Origin of the sequence: Rathayibacter sp. Leaf185, assembly GCF_001423885.1 — a bacterium.
Lineage (GTDB): Bacteria > Actinomycetota > Actinomycetes > Actinomycetales > Microbacteriaceae > Rathayibacter.
This window is the reverse complement of record NZ_LMPP01000002.1, coordinates 359,054-375,642: the sequence shown is the minus strand read 5'-3', so window position 1 is coordinate 375,642 and position 16,589 is coordinate 359,054. Positions and strand designations below refer to the sequence as shown.

The window sequence follows — 16,589 nt, the reverse complement described above, 5'->3', positions numbered from 1 at the left end:
TCAGCCTTGGTTGTGAGGCTGTTCCGCCGGTCACCGGCACGCGGGGGCGCTCAGCCCGGCCTGCGGGAACAGCATCCCCGGATGCGCGGGCCTGATCACGGTGGCCAGGTGATCGAAGGCGGCCCGCGTGGTCGCACCCCCGCCCGGAGGCGCCGCGCAGTCGGTGCTCGCCGCTGCGAAGTCGTCGACGACCCGCCCCGAGCCGTCCGCCGCCTCCGCGTCGACGACTCCGCCGATGCCGTAGCCGCTCCCCCGGTCCGTCATCGCCGTCATCGTGCCGAGCACCGACGACCAGAGGGCGGAGTCGGTCAGAGGGCGCCCCGCGCCATCGCCGCCTTTCACGGTGAAGCTCAGCACCGTGGCACCGAGCTGCATCGACGTCGCGCCGGTGAAGGCCCCCTCGATCTCCCGCGCGAGGCGGAGCAGCTCCTCCGCGGGCCGCTCGTGAACGACGACCGCGGAGGCGGGGAGCCCGCCGCCCGCCGGCCGGGTGATGGTCCACTCCGGGATCCCCCGCGAGATCGCCGTGCCGCCCGCGAGGAACCTCTCGAGCACCCCCATCGCCGTGTCGGGGCTCCCCGCGGCGAGCCCGACCTCGATCGCGGAGTCGCCCGCGAACGTCCGCACCGCGACGCCGCCGTCGACGTCGCGGCGCAGCGCATCCCAGCCCTCGAGCGCGGCGACGACCGCGCGCGGATCGACGTGGACGTCGGCGATCGCGAACACGTCGTCGCCGACGCGCTGGGTGTACTCGCTCGAGGTGAGCCAGGCGGGGACGCCGTCGAGCGCCTCCACCGCGGCCTCGGCCACCGTCATCGCGGTCGCGGTCAGCTGCTCGAGCGTGCACTCCTCCGACGCGGTCACGCCGACGTCGAACACCGCGGGGGTGTCCCGCGAGAGGAACGGGCGCGGGCGCGAGTCCGTGGTGCTCTCGAGCACGCACTGGTCCACCGACAGCGCCGCGTCGAGCGCCCGCCCGTGGTCCGCCGAGCAGCCGGTCAGTGCTCCGGTGAGCAGGGCACCGGCGAGCAGAGCCGCGCCGAGGAGTCGTCGATACCGCGCCATCGTGCCACCCGTCCCCGGAGGCGCCTTGCCGCCGGTCTCGAGAGGTGACAGTATCGATAAACAATACGAACCGCACGTTATTCGATACAGGAGCTGATGATGCCCCGAACCGTCCTCGTCGCGCTCCGCGCGCTGCTCGTCCTGCTGCTGCTCGGCTCCGTGCTGGCCCAGCTCAGCGTCGGCTCGGTCGCGCTCACCGCCCTCGACGGCGGGCCGGTCGACGGCGTCCTGGTCGCCGTGGTCGTCGCCGGAGTGCTGTGCATCGAGGTGGTGCTGGTGTCGATCTGGCGCCTGCTCAGCCTCGTCCGCGACGACGCGCTGTTCGCCGGCGACCGCCGCTCCGACCTCTGGGTCGACCTCGCGATCGGCGCCTTCGTCGCGGGCTCGGTCCTCGCGACGGTCGGCGCGATCGCCGTCTTCGCCGCGGTCCCAGCCCCGCTCCCCGCATTCGCCTTCGCGCTGGTGGCCGTCGCGAGCGCCGCCCTGGCCCTGCTCGTGGTCGTGATGCGCCGCCTCCTGCACCTCGCCGTCGAGCAGCGCAGCGAGCTCGCCGAGGTCGTCTGATGGCCATCGTCATCAACCTCGACGTCGAGCTGGCCAAGCGCAAGATGTCGGTCACCGACCTCGCCGCGGCCGTCGGCATCACCACCGCCAACATCTCGATCCTCAAGAACGGCCGCGCCAAGGCCGTCCGCTTCTCGACCCTCGACGCCATCTGCGAGGTCCTCGGCTGCCAGCCGGGCGACATCCTCACCCACGTGCCGGAGGGGGCGGTGGCGCCTACCCGTTGAAGGGTGACACGCGGGTGCGCTCGATCGACCCGGGACGGAAACAGAGCGGCAACACGGCCCCTCGAAACTGGGGAGGTTCCAAGCCCCCTCTCACTCGATCCGAAGGTTCCCGCTTGTCTCTCTCCCCCGCCCGGAGGGTCGCCCGACTCTCCGCCGCCACCGCCCTCTGCTCCGGCCTCGCCCTCAGCGCCGCCCTCGCCGCCCCCTCGGCGTTCGGCGCGACCACCGCCCCCGCCGTCACCGCCCCCGCGGTCGTCGACCTCAGCATCACGGACGCGCTCGCGCTGCTCGAGTCGGGAGCGACCACCTCCGTCGCGCTCACCCAGCGGTACCTCGACCGCATCGCCGCGTACGACGACCCCTACGGCGACCAGCCCGGCCTCGCGGCGGTGATCCTCGCCAACCCGGAGGCGCTCGCCACCGCGGCCGAGCTCGACGCCGAGCGCGCGGCCGGCACGATCCGCGGCCCGCTGCACGGCATCCCGATCGTGGTGAAGGACAACTACGCCACGTTCGACATGCCGACGACCGCCGGCAGCGCCTCCCTGCACACCTACCAGACCAAGCTCGACTCGACAGCGGTGGAGCGCCTGCGCGCGGCCGGCGCGATCATCCTCGCGAAGACCAACATGGCCGAGTTCGCCTGGCACGGCACGTACACGCTCAGCTCCGAGCGCGGCCGCACCCACAACCCCTACAACCAGGCCAACAGCGCCAGCGGCTCGAGCGGAGGCACCGGCGCGGCCGTCGCCGCCGGCTACGCCCCCGCGGGCCTCGGCACCGACACCTGCGGCTCGATCGTCGGCCCGAGCGCGCACCAGAGCCTCGTCGGCTACCGCCCGACCATGGGCCTGACCAGCGTCACCGGCATCGTCCCGCTCTCGCCCCGCCAGGACGTCTCGGGCCCGATGACCACGACCGTGACCGACGCGGCCCTGCTGATGGAGGTGCTGGCCGGCTTCGACCCGACCGACCCGCTGACCGTCATCGCCGACGACCAGGACAGCTCGACCTACGTCGAGGGGCTCAGCGACACCGCCCTCGAGGGCAAGCGCATCGGCTACGTCCGCTGGGACTACGAGGAGGACCCGGCCCGCCCCGGCCTCGCCGAGACCACGGCGCTCATCGACCAGGCCGTCGCCGACCTGGCCGCGCAGGGAGCCGAGATCGTCGAGGTGCCGACCTTCACCCGCGAGTTCGTCTCGGGCACGCTCGTCAGCGGCGGCTACCTCGACATGCGCCCGGGCATCGACTCGTTCTTCGCCACCACCGAGGCGACCTGGCCCGAGGGCCTCGCCGCCCTCACCGAGCCGGCCGACGCGCTGACCTTCTCGGACGTCATCGCCGACGGCAAGACCTCGCTGCTGCCGGACGACGTCGCCTTCTTCGAGAGCAACGCCGACATCCCGAACCCCGCCTACGACGCGGCGATCGCCGCTCAGGACGCGGGCAAGGCGGCGATGGACCAGTTCTTCGTCGACAACGACCTCGACGCCCTGGCGATGCCGACCAGCGCGACCTCGGCGACTCCCGACTGGGCGGGCACGACGTTCTGCGACGTCGGCGCGAACACCGGAGTCCCGACGGTCTCGCTGCCGGCCGGATTCACCTCGACCGGAGCCGCAGCGGGCCTCGAGCTGGCCGCCCCGCGCAGCCAGGACGCGGCGCTGCTCGCGATGTCGTACGACTACGAGCAGGCGACGCTGCACCGCGTGGCGCCGGCCTCGACTCCGGAGCTGGCGGCGACCGTGCCGACGCCGGAGCCGACGGTGACGCCGGAGCCGACCGTGTCGCCTGAGCCGACCGTGTCGCCTGAGCCGACTGCGGCGCCGACTGCGACGGCCGCGCCGGTCGTCCCGGTGCCGTCCGCGACTCCGACCGCGACCGCTACTGGTAAGCCCGCCGCTGCCCTCGCGCACACCGGCACCGAGGGGACGACCGGGCTCGCCGCCCTGGCGTTCGCGCTCGTGGCCGGAGGCGCGGGTGCGCTGGCGCTGACCGCGACGCGCAGGCGGACCGCCCAGAAGTAGTCAGTGCAGCGGAAGCGGGGTCGGCGGTTCGTCCGCCGGCCCCGCTTCTGCGCGCGCAACGTCAGCTGAGAGTGGCGCTCGTGCACCATCGCGCGCGAGAGGCGATCCTGGCTGACGTTGTGCGCACGTCAGGCGACCGCCGCGCTCTCGACCGGCCTGGACTGCACGCGCGGAGCCCAGCCGAGTGCGATCGCTGCCCCCGCGAGCGCGAGCTGACCCACCGAAGGGAGCACCGCCGAGACGATCGACCCGTCGCCGCCGTTCGTGGAGAAGGAGTCGGCGATCGACATGCCGATCCCGAAGCCGGTGAAGAAGCGGCAGAAGATCGCGGCGCCGACCAGCGAGAGCATCACGATCACGAGGCGTCGCGGAGTGAGGTTCGCTCCCGCGCGGTGCACGGCGAGCCCCGCCACGAGCAGCGCGGGCACGCTCCAGAAGACCGCCCAGATCGCCGTCGCGACGAGGGTCCCCGTGAGGGAGAACCCGTCGCGCTCGGCCATCAGCGCGTAGATGGTCGCGAGATCGGTGCCCGGTACCTTCGACAGCGGGTTCCAGACGATCAGGTCGATCCCACCGACCACGATCACGGCGACCACGAGCACGGCACTACCGACGGCGACGGGCACACGCTGCCGCCGAGGCGCCGTCCGATGCTCGACGGCGATCGGACGCGTCCCGCCCGTGACCGCGATCCCGGTGGCGAGCCCGGCGAACACGACGGTGAAGCCCAGCAGCGGCAGCCACCACGGAGCTCCGGGCACCAGGACCCCGACGACGACCATGGCGGGTCCGGCGATGGCCGCGAGCAGCGAGATCCGGGCCGTGCGCGTCGCGGCCGCGCGGGCCGCGCCGGCGAGGTAGGCGGCTCCGACGAGCGCGGTCACGATCGCCAGCACGGTGAGGGTCCTGCCGGTCGCCTGCAGCGCGGCGAGCACGCCCTCCGAGGCGCCCTCGGGAACGATGCCCCCGCCGGTGAGGTAGATGCCGATCAGCACCACGGCCGCCGCGGTCAGCAGCCCCAGGCCCCGCCGGGCGAGGCGGCGCGGCCGGAGGAACCGCGGCTCGCCCGAATGCGCGGGCAGTCCCCGGTCGAGGGTGGCACTGAGCACGAGCGCGCCCAGGAGGACGTCGCGGCGGTGCTCGGGCGCGCCGGCGATATCGGCGCGCCACTCCTCGAGGTAGCGGTCGCGCGCGAGCGGAGGAAGGAGGCAGGCCAGGAGGCGCAGCAGCAGGTCGATCATGCGGTCGCCCCCGCGATGCGGACGGCCCGTGTCGGGGCGGCGACACGCGCGATCGCGGCGGGTGCCGCCTCCGCCCCCTCGCCCGTGAGCTCGTAGAGCCGCCGGCGCGGGCCGCTGCGCTCGGTGTCCGACTCCCACGCCGAGGTCACCCAGCCGGCGCCCTCGAGCCGCTCGAGGATCGGGTAGACGCTGCCCGCGGGGCGGCCGGTCGCCTTGATGACGAGCATCCCCCAGGTGGGTCCGTCGGAGTCGAGAAGGGTGCGCAGCACGTCCGCGGTGGCGGCGGTGACGCGGGAGAGCGGAGTCATGCCGCGAGGCTACCTATGTAGAGATAGCGGCGTCAATCGCGCTCGGGGGCCGCCCGCCTGGGAGGATCGCCCCATGACCCAGTTCAACCCCGCCGTGTTCTCCGATTCCGGCAGCGGTCCGGCGCCCGCTCCCGCCAAGACGGGCAACGGCCTCGGCCTCGCGTCCCTCATCATCGGCATCCTCGCCCTCGTCGGCGCCGTGATCCCGATCGTCAACTACGTCTCGGGCTTCCTCGCCTTCATCGGCCTCGTGCTGGGCATCGTCGCGCTGTTCCTCAAGAACCGCACCCGCGGCACCGCGATCGCCGGAGTGATCCTGAACGCGGTCGCGCTGGTCCTGTCGATCGTCCTGGCCATCGTCTACACCGCCGGCTTCGCGACCGGCGTCTCGAACGCCATCCAGACCGCCCAGGCGAACGCCACCGACGGCCCCACCGTGCCGCTCGTCTACGAGGTCACCGGCACGGGCACCTCTGCCACCGTCGTCTACGCGACCTTCGACGACGCGGACCCCGGCGTCGAGCAGGCCACCGACGTCGCGCTCCCCTTCACCGAGGAACTTCAGGCGCAGACCGGTGCCGCCTTCCAGGCCTTCACCCTCACCGCGACCAACGGCGCCGACGACGAGGGCGACATCACCTGCCGCATCACCCTCGACGGCACGGTGATCGCGGAGGAGACGAGCACCGGCGCGTTCGCGACGGCCCTCTGCACGGCGACGCCGTAGGGGTTGCATCGTCAAGCGGAGGACGGTTGACGGCTCCGTCCTCAGTTCGCATGCGACGGCAGAATTGGAACCCGCGTCAGCGGTGTTGCAGACCGCTCACTGGCCGCTCGGGCACGCCGCGCTGACCCCGGCCTTCGGGGTCGAGGCTCGGCCCGCAACTCTATGACTGCCGGTTGCCGATCATGTCCGCGAATGACGCCGAGGCAGCCTCCCCCTGTTCACAACGAAGGATGGATTGCGTCTGATCGTCATCGAGGCCCCGCAACGACGCGGACCTCGCGAAAGTCTTCCTACGTTGTGAACCTCGCGACGATGATCTTCTACTTGCGGAACATCCGCGCCGTGGTCTCGAACAGGCCCTTCACCGGGCGCTGCTGCTCGCCCTGCTGGGCGCCGAGGATGATGATGACGGCGGTGAGCACGGGGATCGCCCACTGCGTCACCTTCTGCACGCGCAGCGCGGTGGTCAGCTCGGGCGAGTTGTTCGACGACTCCTCCGTGACGCCCTTCGCGCCCTCGTCGGCGTGCTTCGCCTGAGTCGCGCCGGCGATGGCGGCGGTGACGGACGCGGCGCCGGCGAGGCCGGTTACGACAGTCTTGATGATCGTGTTGGTGCGGCTCTCCTGCTGGTTGGCGAGGCGCGTCTTGTTGCCCAGGATGAGGCCGATGCCTCCGACGCCGTGTGCGGCGATCGCGGCGAGCTGCACCGGAGTCCAGCGCGCCCAGCCGTTCGCGGCGAGACGGAGGCGCTCCGACGGGTCGGAGGACGTGGATGCGGCGCCGTTGAGGCCGACGGCGCCCATGAGGGAGCCTCCGAACCAGGCGGCGGCACCGAGGTCGTGGAGGCTGCGGACGAGCGTGTTGCGTGAGGGCATGACTGCCTCTTCTCTGCTGGGGGTCACGCGGGATGCGGACGTCTTCGACGCTACGTCGGCGGCTGCGCGAGGGCATGGGGCTTGACCTCTCGGCGACGGGACGCTCGAGTGGAGGCGTACCCCATGCCGGGGGCGTGAGCAGAGCAGGGCCGACGATGACGACAGACGACGAGAAGCACACGATCCGCGACGAGTTCCACGACGCTGTGAACATGACCGCGAAGCAGATCGAGGACTGGCTCAAGAAGGACGAGTCGAAAGAGGTGGGCCAGAAACCCGCGAGCGGAGGCGAGTCCACCGGCCACGAGAGCGGCCGCCGCATCGTCGAGATCCTCGGCACCAAGCAGGCCGACCTCACGGATGACGACTACGCGCACATGAAGAAGGTCACGGCGTACGTCGCGCGGCACTCGAAGCAGCGGCCGTCGGGGGATGTGACCGAGACGAAGTGGCGGTACTCGCTGATGAACTGGGGGAACGACCCGCTGAAGAAGTGAGGCTCCGTGTCGAGTGAAGCGCGGCCGCACTCGCGACGAATCCGCCGTGCACCAGGGAAGATCGTCAGGTGAATTCTCTCGACGTCGTCGCCGCCATCATCCGGGATGGCGACCACGTGCTCGCCTGCCGCCGACGCGAGGGAAAAGCGTCGGCTGGCTTCTGGGAGTTCCCCGGCGGCAAGATCGAGACCGCGGAAACGCCCGAGCAGGCGCTGCAGCGCGAGATCGTGGAGGAGTTGGGCGTCAGCATTCTGGTCGGTGAGGTGGCCACAGTCGACACCACGACGACCCCATCAGCAGTCATTCGCCTGCACTGCTATTTCGCGACGCTGTGGGGCGAACGACCGACCTCGAGCACCGACCATGACGAGCTCCGGTGGCTGCTACCGTCCGACCTTTCATCACTGATCTGGGCGACCCCAGATCTTCCTGCCGTTCGCCTGCTGGGCAGCGCGACCTAGGGGTCGATGAGCTGGAAGCCGTCGTCCGTCCGGATAGCAGTGATGATCGAGAGACTCCGGATCAAATCGACCATATCCTCATCCGGCCTACCTGGAAGAAGAATGAGTGGGGCTGCCGGGTACCCTTGACGTCTTGCAACGTGCGCGTAGTCCAGCACCTGACCAATTGCCATTCTGACAAGGGATCGCGCGGTCGACTTCTTCGCCTCGACAATCCAACCGCGGGACTCAACATAGAGATCTGGCTGAATCGGAGAAGAGCCGGGGGAGAGCGACAAGAGACTCGGCGGAGTTCCCTGCTGAATGAGCCAATGCCCAAAGTCTCTCTGAAGCTCAAACTCAACCCTGGTCACAACCCGATCACCCGCGAGAGCCTCATCTCCGCCGGAGATCACAATGTCTGAGACGTTTGGAGCGACCCAGTCCCGCGGCCCAGGTTTTGCACCCGACGAATCGACTGGAACGGACAGCATTCGAAGGTCGGCGTCTAGCGGTAGAAGATTGAAAATGATTCCACGACGCTCGCTCTCGTAGGCGCTTCGAATGGTTCGATACACATAGTTTGGAGTGCCGTTTGTGAAAACGCCGATATATGTCACTCTTGGACCATTAGCTTTGAACAGGCGAATGGCTTTCCCATTCTGCGCTGCGTCTCTTAGCGCAGCATTCGATGATCCGAAGCTCTGATCACCGCGTTGGCCGTCTCCCGTATAAGCGTATGAGCCATCCGCTCGGACGCCTTCGAACTGGTCGTAGCCGAAGCGAGCGCCGGTTTTCGGGTTTGTAAAAGCGAATATCTCAGGCAGCGAAGCTGACGGCGCGATCCCGTTCTGCCAAGAGCCACCGAGAGCTCGAAGTAGCGAGCGCCGACGGATCTCTTTGCCGATAGGGAGATCAAATCGGCGGCCCGCTTGCGGCGGTGGCGGGAAATCCTCTTGCAATTTGGCCGCCTGGCCTTCCGTGAGAAGCCAGCCTTCCGGTCGGCCGTTCCCCACACCGAACCGATCCTCAAGTATCCGGCTCGCCTCCTCCGAGGTTCTATCGAGTTCATAGGCGAAATCTGACGCGTAGATCTGAACCGGCATAGAAGCAGGCTAAATAACCCGCTCGATACAATGGGTGAGGTTCGCTCGTGTTATCGGCAGCTGTCGAAAACTCGATCCTCTCGCCCTATAGAGCGATGATTAGCAATTGGCTAGCACTGCCTTCGCCGCTTTCCGATCCAGCTCGGTCACCTCGAGCCCGTACGCGCTCACTACCGCTACAAATTGCTCGATGTAGCCGCACTGCAGCTCCCGCGCGGGCGGCAGCCACTCCCCCGGCCCCGCATCGCTCTTCGCCTGGTTCGTCTCCTCCGAGGCCGCGACGAGGTTCGCCGGGTCGTTAGCGAAGGCGAGGCGCTGCTCGTCGCTCCATGCCCAGGCGCCGTGGTGCCAGGCCCAGCCGAGGGCGACGACGTGGTCGATCTGCACCAGGCGAGAGGTGTTCGATCCGGAGACGAAGGAGACGGCGGTGCCGTCGTAGGGATCGATCAGCAGGCCCGCGAGGACTTTGCAGTCGCGAGTACCGGGCTTGAACACGGGATCCATCAGATCGCGACCGAGGATGTCGTTGCGGGTGTCGCAGCCGTTGCGGTCGACGTCGGACCAGGCCTGGCCGAAGAGGTCGCGGTCGTAGGGGAGGTCGGCGAAGCCATCGACGGTCGGGATTGCCGCGAGGGCGGCGAGGGCTTCGGCGGCGGGGCCGACAGCAGCAGTGGACGGCGAAGCGGCAGTCGTGGCGGTCGGCGAAACAGCAGGCGAAGCGACAGGCGAAGCGGGCGCAGAAGCAACAGCCGCGGAGGGAGATGCCGATGTCGTCCCAATGGCACCCGGCGCGCCGACCGTCTCCCCCACTCCGACCACAGCGAAGGCGACAGCCGCAGCAGCCACAGCGGCGACTACGAACGCCCACCACGGCGTCCGCCGGCGCACGACGCGCGCAGGGACGGCACCGCGAAGCACCGGAGGCGCCACCCGCCGCGACGCTTCCGGGCGAGGCGGCGGAGGCGCTCCCACCACTAGATGCCCGTGTCCACGTCTCTCGGCGCCACGGTGGGCTCGGAGTCGGCGCGCACCGCCCCGTCCCACAGCCGGATCGCCGCGCGCGGCACCGGCCCGACGACATCCACGCGCCACACCAGATCCACCGGCGCACCCGTCGCCCCCTCGTACGGCACCACGTGGATCGGCGCGGCGGGATCGAACCGCAGCCGCTCCTGCAGTCGCGACGGCGCGACGAGGAAGCTCGTCACCCGCTCGTGGTACCGCTCCCCCACCTGCAGCTCGGTCAGCACCGTGGCGCTCACCGGGGTCATCGGGTCGGCGCGCGTCAGCGACTCCAGCAGGAAGTCGTCCCACGGCACGTCGAGCTCGATGCCCTCGTAGTCCTCGGGGCGGCGCAGGGCGTTCAGGGGGTTCGAGCCCATGGGGCGCACGCGTGGGCGGGCGATCGACTCCTCGTCGCGCTGGACGGAGGCGACGATGTCGGCGAGGCGCGGGGCGGCGATCCGCGTGAGCAGGGACTCGTCGTCGAGGGCGCGGAGCAGCATCCGCCGGGTGTGGTTCGACGAGTGCGGGAGGTCCTCGTCGAGCGCCGAGAGGCCGAAGCCCTGGCCGGCTCCGTAGTCGGCGGCCATCTCCTGCACGAGGGCCTCGAAGGCCTCGTGGCGCCAGCCGCGGCGGACCAGCTTGGACGTCATCGCGGCGCGCATGCGGGCGACGGCGGCGGTCTCCTCGCCGCTGACGGTGGCGAGGCGCACGGCGAAGGGCATGGCGCCGCGCTCGACGTCGAAGGTCTCGTGCTGGGTCCACACCGGAGGCACGTGCCACGGCCGGTGGATGGCCTTCGACAGCAGCACCAGCCAGTCCACGGCCTGCCGGTGCACCGAGCGGAGGCGGGCGGCCTCCTCCCGGGCCCGCCTGGCACTCGCTCCGTAGTGGGCGAGGCGGGTGCGCTCGACCTCGATGCGGCGCTCGAAGCGCGACCAGCCGGCGTGGTAGCGCACGAGCGAGACGAGGGTGATGAGCAGCGCGGCGCCGCCGAGGCCGACGAGCGTCCACGAGAGCAGCGAGGTCAGGATGCGCGGATCGAACGAATCGGTGCGCGCGGCGTAGTCGTTGACGAACCAGATGCCGACGCCCACGGCGAGCGCCAGGGCGAGCACGGTGATCCAGCCGACGAGCATCGAGCGGTGGAAGTCGCGGCGCAGCGCCAGCAGCTCACCCGGGCGCTGGGGCCGGATCGCGTCGATCTCGCCCACGAGGTAGGCCACCTCGTCCTCGGCGCGGCGTCGCTCGGAGCCGATCCGGTCGAGGAAGCGCCAGACGAACGACGAGCTCTGCGCGCCGGCCCAGAGGTCGTACTCGGCGAGCGCCTGCATGCGGCCGGAGCGGCGCGTCTCGGGGTCAACAGAAGGCGCGACGGAGACGACCGGCGCGACGGGCTCCTCCGCAGGGACCTCGATCTGCACCACGGGTCGCGCGGGCTCGGCGGAGTCGGTGCTCGCGGCCTCCTCCTCGACGAGGGTCTCCTGCGCGGGCGGGGCGAACGACGCTTCCGCGACGTCCGGCACCTCCGCAGCCGCCGACGCCTCCGCCGCCGTCACCCAGTTCTCCAGCTGCCTCCGCGGATCCGACAGCGCGAGCGCGTACCAGTCCACCCGCGCCGGGAACCCCGGCGGCACGTCGTGCGTGCCCGACTCCCACGGCCCGTCGGGCAGCGCGAGCACGTCGCCCACCCGCCCGAACACGGGCACCGCGCCCTCGACGGGCACGAAGCCCGCGTCGCGCAGGTCGGCGCTGCCGTCGAGCGCGCCGAACACCAGCTCGCGGAGCCCGGCCCACAGCTGAGGCGTCGTGCGCACGTGCGCCATCGCAGCAGGGGCTCCGGCCTCGACGCGGGCGCGGCCCTCGTCGTCGCGCAGGCGCTCGAGGTCGGCGAGCAGCAGGCGGTCGCGCACATCCAGCACCTCGTCGAACGAGGAGCCGACGACCGCCGAGCCCTCGGCGGTGTGCAGCGCGCGGGTCATCGAGCGGTTGGCGCTCGACGACAGCCAGCGGGCGCTCCAGCGCGGCATCTGCACGAGCTTGCCCGCCGAGAAGGCGAAGAAGCGCCCGATCTGCGCGAAGAAGCCGATCCGAGAGGGCTCCGGAACGTCCAGCGCGCCCGCGGAGTCGTAGGTGAGCGCGCCGCCGTCGAGCCGCAGAGCGCCCTCGACCATGCCGTCGACGTAGCCGGCGATCTGGCCGTCCTCGATGAAGGCGGTGCCGGGCGGTGGCGGGCTGACGCTGGGGTCGATCAGCAGGGAGTCGGGGCGGGCCGCGTTCTCGAGCACGCCGGCGGCGACGCGACGGCCGAGCGACTCCGTCAGCACCGCGTTCATGAACACGCGCGAGATCCAGACGGAGTCGCCGCCGTCGGTCTCGCGGCTCATCAGCTCGACGCTGCCGTCGGTGATGCCGTTCCAGAGCCCGGCGACGCTCGCCAGATGGGTCAGGGTGAAGCCGGTGAAGCGCTCGTCGTCGCGCACGAAGGCGTCGCCCGACCAGGGGCTCGAGCGGTCCTCGGGCGACGCGATGACGATGAAGCCGTGCTCGTGCGCCTCGACCCGCTCGCGCAGCTGGAACGCGGTGGGCGCGCAGATCAGCGTCACCCGGCGCAGCTCGGTGGTCTGGTCGACGAGCGTGGCGGAGGGGTTCGGCAGCGGCATCGAGGTGCGCACCCACCGGCTGACCAGGTCGGCGACCGCGTCCTGCGCGGCGTCGGTCTGGCGCTCGGGCAGGGCCGAGCGGAGGGTGACCAGCCGGACCAGGCCGAGCGGCTCCTCCGCCAGCGCCTCGAAGAGGTCGACCGAGATCGCGACCGATTCGAGGTCGGCGCCCACCCCGAGTACCACGGCCTCGATCTGCGGAGGCGCGTACTCGGACGTCTTCACGTGCTCGGGCAGCACCCAGAGCGCCTGGCCGAGGAGTCCGGTCTTGGTCCACTGCGCGGCGAGCTCGAGCAGGGTCTCGCCCTGCGCACCGCTGGGCAGCAGGACGATCGCCGCCTTGCCGTCGGGCCAGAAACCATCGGGCCGCGAACCGTCGGACATGCTCAAACTCCGGTGTCCCGGGGTCCGGTCGAGACCACCGACGAGACGAGCGCGCGGATCGCGTCCACGAACTGCTCCCGCATCTCCCACGTCACCGGGTAGTCGTAGACCGACACCATCTCGTCCTGCTGCACGATCTCGCTGTCGAAGCGGGCGAGCTCGTTCGAGAGGTAGGCCTGAACGGCGGCGCGACGCGACGCGAGGTCGCCGTCGGCGGAACCGGCGCGGGACGCCTCCGGAACCGGCGCGCCCGTGGGCAGAGCGGCGCTCTGCAGCCACTCGGACAGGTCGGTGTCCTCATCGCGCCGGCCCAGCGAGATCAGCACGCGGTAGGCGGCCAGCGGAGCGAGGGTGCCCTCGACGTTGCAGAGCGCCATCGCGATCGCGAGCGACTGCAGCACGACGCCGGGGAAGTCGGCGGGGCGGGCGTTGCGCTCGCTGAGCAGCGGGTGCGGGAAGTCGGCGTAGGAGCGCGTCGACGGGTCCCAGACCGAGAGCTTGGGCCCCTTCTCGCCCTGCGACGAGTCGACGGCCAGGCGGCCGAGTGCCTTGGCGACGTACCAGCCGCGGATCATCGACTCGATGGCGCGGGGGTCGGCGGGGATGCTCTCGCCGAGCAGGCGCGCGCGCTTGAACTTCCAGAACGCCTCGCGGCTGTCCTGCGTGTTCGACTGCGCGAGCCAGCCGCGGGCGATCGGCTCCATCACCGAGTCCATGACGATCGGCTGATAGGGGAAGCCCGACATCGCGAAGACCTCGATGCCGTCGACCTTCTGATCCTGGAACCACGACTCGCTCGTCGCGTCGTCCCAGACGCCCATCTGCGCGAGCACGCCCTTGGTGACCTCGTACATCTCGGTGCCCGCACGGAACGGGATCGAGCTGAACACGAGCGAGGTGTCCTGGTTGATCGCCTTGCCGTGCACGGCGCGCAGCAGCGCCGGGTTGAGCTTGACCAGCGGCTCGCTGGCGCCGAGCGCGGCCTGCAGCTGCTCGCGGTAGCGGTCGCGGCGGGCGGCGAACACGTCGGGCGGCAGCACCTCGCGGTCGAAGAAGCCGAGCAGATCCTCGCCGATGTAGGCGGCGAACGGGGTGCCGTCGCGCTTCATCCAGGCGCGGGCCCGGGCGACGTAGGTCTCGGGGTCGCTCGCGAGCTCGAAGGAGGCGCGCTGGGCGGCGTTCGCGACGGCCGGGTCGGCGGTCACGGTGGGGCGCCAGGTGCGCGGGTTGCCGACGAGCGACCAGGCGCCCGCCTCCCCCTCGGTGTCGGGGCTGATCCCGACGAGCTGGTCGGTCAGGACCCGCAGCACGGCGTCCTGGTACTTCGCGTCACCCTCGACCGAGGCGCGGACCAGCTTCTGGAACTCGCCCGGGTACTTCTCGGGCTCGATGAGCATCCGCTCGTTGGGCGCCGGGGTGTACTTGCGCGGCACGGTCTCGTCGACACGGCGCGGCCAGAACTCGTAGGCGTTCTCGCGGTCGTCGCTGGTCTTGCGCGAGTGCACGCGCTGCAGCAGCGCGGTGCGGGAGCCGTCGAGGTAGTCGGCGAGCGGGCCGAGGAAGGTCTCGCGCAGCTCGGCGAGCAGGGCCCATGCGGAGTCGCGCAGCGACGCCTCCGAGGACCACTCGAGCGCCTGCCCGAGCCGCTGGATCGCGAACTGCACCGCCTCCTGATCGGGGCGGATCGACTGCTGGTTCGCCGAGGTGCGCAGCTCGTCGGAGACGAGCGAGCTCAGGGTGCCCACCCACTCCTCGTGCTGGCGGGCCTCGACGCGCAGCGCGTCGACGGTGCCCTTGAGGCCGCGCTCGAGGCGGCGGAGCATCGCCACGACGACCGGCAGGCCGTCCTGCGCGACGTAGCGCGAGACGGTCTCGAGGATGTGGCCGGGCATGGTGCGCGTCCACTCGTCGAGGCGCTGCTGGCGCGCCTCGCGATCGCGCTGCAGGAGGCGGGGGTTGGCCCGCGTGTACTCGTTGACCAGGCGGTCGGTCCAGGTGGTGATGTCGGTGCCGCCCTGGCGGTCGAGCGACTCCGGGCGGCTCAGCTCGTCGTCGGCGGTGCGCTGCAGCTCGGCCTTGATCAGGTCGAGCACGGAGGTGTCGCGCAGCGCGTCGGTGACGTCGTTGTGCTCGGCGGTCTCCTCGTTCAGCCGCAGCTCGCGGAGGAAGCGCTGGTACTCGCTGTCGGCCGACTTCTCGATGTACTCGCGCTCGGTCATCCGCTCGAACTGCGGGTCCTCCTCGGCATGCGCGAAGAGCATCCGGTCGATCGCCGAGCGGGCGAAGCGCTCGGCCGAGTACTCGAGGAAGCGCTCGCGGCCGAGCGTGACGCGGCCGAAGCCGATCGAGGAGAAGGGCGGCGAGTGGTGCGCCGGGCTCATCAGCCCGGAGTTGTCGGGCAGCACGTTGGCGGCCGAGCGGGCCTGCCAGTTGCCCGAGGAGTAGGCGATCATGTCGTCCTGCACGCGCTCGTCGATCATCCACGCGGTGAGGCTGGTGGCGACGGCGTCGTAGACGGCGTTCTGATCCTCGAAGGTGACCTTGCTGTTGCTGCGGCCGACGATGAACGGGTACGCGGCGCCGACGCGGTCCATCGCGGCTCCGTACGAGGGGGCGACGCCCTTGGTGCGCAGGAGTTCGAGGGTCGCGGGCGACGGAGTGTCGGTCCAGAAGCCGTTCATGGTCTCGGAGATCGAGGCGAGCGCGTTGCCGGGCATGCCGGCGGTCACGTTCAGCTGATCGAACACGTCGGGCGCGTAGAGCATGCTGAAGAACTGGTTCGACCACGGGTACTGCTTGGCGGTCGACTTCACGATCTCGATCACGTCGAGGAACTGGCCCGCTCCCGAGCCGCCGGCGACCGACGAGATGACGATGACGATCGGGCTGCCGTCTCCGCCGTCGTCGCGGGCGCGCAGACGCTGACCGAGGGTCTGCAGCTCGGCGAGCGCCTCGGCGTCGTTCATCTTCGCGATCGCGATGCGCGCGGCCTGCGCGATCTCCTTCGTGGCCGCGAGCGCGACGGCGCGGCCGACGGCGCGGTACTGGCCGGCGCCCTTCGTGACGTCGACCTTCACCAGGCGCGGGTCGGGCAGCTGGCGCTCGATGTCGTGGCGCATCGCGTTGTTGGTGGCGTGCGCGCTCGTGATCGAGCCGTGCACGATGTCGAACGTCGCCGCGGTGCTGACGAGTCCGCGGTAGTCCTGCCGGGGCAGGAACGGCGCCTGGTACTCCATGCCGTCCTGGACGGTCGGGGTGTCGAAGTGCAGGAAGCGCCAGGCGGCGGGGATGCCGCCCTCCCAGCCGAGCTGCTGGAGCTTGAGCTCGAGCTGGTACTTGATGCCGCGGAGGGTCTTGCCGCCGGAGCCGCCGACTCCGATGAGGAGGAAGGGTTTGAGCATGGCTGTCTGCTTTCGTCGTATCGCAGGAGGTCGCTGTCACGCGACCGAGGGCGGAGGGT

14 protein-coding genes and 1 tRNA gene are annotated in these 16,589 nt (G+C 70.7%); 6 read left to right on the top strand and 9 right to left on the bottom strand.

Annotation, left to right across the window (positions count from 1 at the left end; genetic code table 11):
• Positions 1-30 precede the first annotated feature (30 nt).
• Positions 31-1,065 (bottom strand): hypothetical protein, encoded by a 1,035-nt coding sequence (locus tag ASG06_RS09070; protein WP_056041265.1) that lies wholly within the window; start codon positions 1,063-1,065, stop codon positions 31-33.
• A gap of 99 nt (positions 1,066-1,164) precedes the next feature.
• Here ASG06_RS09070 and ASG06_RS09065 point away from each other — a divergent pair, with 99 nt between their 5' ends.
• The 3 genes from ASG06_RS09065 (at position 1,165) to ASG06_RS09055 (ending at position 3,886) form a co-directional block, all read left to right on the top strand.
• Positions 1,165-1,629 (top strand): DUF2975 domain-containing protein, encoded by a 465-nt coding sequence (locus tag ASG06_RS09065; protein WP_082499180.1) that lies wholly within the window; start codon positions 1,165-1,167, stop codon positions 1,627-1,629.
• Complete coding sequence (locus ASG06_RS09060; protein ID WP_056041261.1) at positions 1,629-1,856, top strand: helix-turn-helix domain-containing protein; 228 nt, start codon at positions 1,629-1,631, stop codon at positions 1,854-1,856. The genes ASG06_RS09065 and ASG06_RS09060 overlap by 1 nt, the downstream gene beginning before the upstream one ends.
• 113 nt (positions 1,857-1,969) lie before the next feature.
• Positions 1,970-3,886, top strand: coding sequence for an amidase (locus ASG06_RS09055; RefSeq protein WP_082499091.1), 1,917 nt, complete (start codon positions 1,970-1,972; stop codon positions 3,884-3,886).
• 128 nt (positions 3,887-4,014) lie between these two features.
• On the opposite strand, the gene ASG06_RS09050 is transcribed toward ASG06_RS09055, so the two are convergent.
• Together ASG06_RS09050 and ASG06_RS09045 are read right to left on the bottom strand one after the other, a co-directional pair.
• Positions 4,015-5,127, bottom strand: coding sequence for a hypothetical protein (locus ASG06_RS09050; protein ID WP_056041259.1), 1,113 nt, complete (start codon positions 5,125-5,127; stop codon positions 4,015-4,017).
• The gene (locus ASG06_RS09045) at positions 5,124-5,435 is read right to left on the bottom strand and encodes a PadR family transcriptional regulator (protein ID WP_056041256.1); all 312 of its coding nucleotides are present in this window, start codon (positions 5,433-5,435) and stop codon (positions 5,124-5,126) included. The genes ASG06_RS09050 and ASG06_RS09045 overlap by 4 nt, the downstream gene beginning before the upstream one ends.
• Before the next feature lie 73 nt (positions 5,436-5,508).
• On the opposite strand from ASG06_RS09045, the gene ASG06_RS09040 reads away from it, so the two are divergent.
• Positions 5,509-6,162: an MmpS family transport accessory protein gene (locus ASG06_RS09040; RefSeq protein WP_056041254.1), complete on the top strand. Its 654-nt coding sequence runs from the start codon at positions 5,509-5,511 to the stop codon at positions 6,160-6,162.
• A 50-nt stretch (positions 6,163-6,212) separates the two neighbouring features.
• Here ASG06_RS09040 and ASG06_RS19970 read toward each other — a convergent pair.
• Together ASG06_RS19970 and ASG06_RS09035 are read right to left on the bottom strand one after the other, a co-directional pair.
• Positions 6,213-6,283: transfer RNA gene (locus ASG06_RS19970), tRNA-Cys, on the bottom strand.
• A gap of 199 nt (positions 6,284-6,482) precedes the next feature.
• Positions 6,483-7,037: a hypothetical protein gene (locus ASG06_RS09035; RefSeq protein ID WP_056041252.1), complete on the bottom strand. Its 555-nt coding sequence runs from the start codon at positions 7,035-7,037 to the stop codon at positions 6,483-6,485.
• 155 nt (positions 7,038-7,192) lie between these two features.
• Between ASG06_RS09035 and ASG06_RS09030 the strand changes: the two genes are divergently transcribed.
• Together ASG06_RS09030 and ASG06_RS09025 are read left to right on the top strand one after the other, a co-directional pair.
• Entirely contained in the window at positions 7,193-7,534 is a 342-nt protein-coding gene (locus ASG06_RS09030) for a DUF3140 domain-containing protein (protein ID WP_056041250.1), read from the top strand.
• A 68-nt stretch (positions 7,535-7,602) separates the two neighbouring features.
• Complete coding sequence (locus ASG06_RS09025; protein ID WP_056041248.1) at positions 7,603-7,995, top strand: (deoxy)nucleoside triphosphate pyrophosphohydrolase; 393 nt, start codon at positions 7,603-7,605, stop codon at positions 7,993-7,995.
• On the opposite strand, the gene ASG06_RS19965 is transcribed toward ASG06_RS09025, so the two are convergent.
• The 4 genes from ASG06_RS19965 to ASG06_RS09010 all read right to left on the bottom strand — a co-directional run bounded on the left by ASG06_RS19965 (position 7,992) and on the right by ASG06_RS09010 (position 16,530).
• Entirely contained in the window at positions 7,992-9,080 is a 1,089-nt protein-coding gene (locus tag ASG06_RS19965; protein ID WP_156465942.1) for a hypothetical protein, read from the bottom strand. The two genes, ASG06_RS09025 and ASG06_RS19965, sit on opposite strands and share 4 nt — an antisense overlap.
• 99 nt (positions 9,081-9,179) lie before the next feature.
• Entirely contained in the window at positions 9,180-9,890 is a 711-nt protein-coding gene (locus ASG06_RS09020) for an HNH endonuclease family protein (RefSeq protein ID WP_156465941.1), read from the bottom strand.
• Positions 9,891-10,054: 164 nt separating this feature from the next.
• Positions 10,055-13,129 (bottom strand): hypothetical protein, encoded by a 3,075-nt coding sequence (locus ASG06_RS09015; RefSeq protein WP_056041244.1) that lies wholly within the window; start codon positions 13,127-13,129, stop codon positions 10,055-10,057.
• Between the two features lie 2 nt (positions 13,130-13,131).
• The gene (locus tag ASG06_RS09010) at positions 13,132-16,530 is read right to left on the bottom strand and encodes a tubulin-like doman-containing protein (protein ID WP_056041242.1); all 3,399 of its coding nucleotides are present in this window, start codon (positions 16,528-16,530) and stop codon (positions 13,132-13,134) included.
• Between the last annotated feature and the right edge of the window lie 59 nt (positions 16,531-16,589).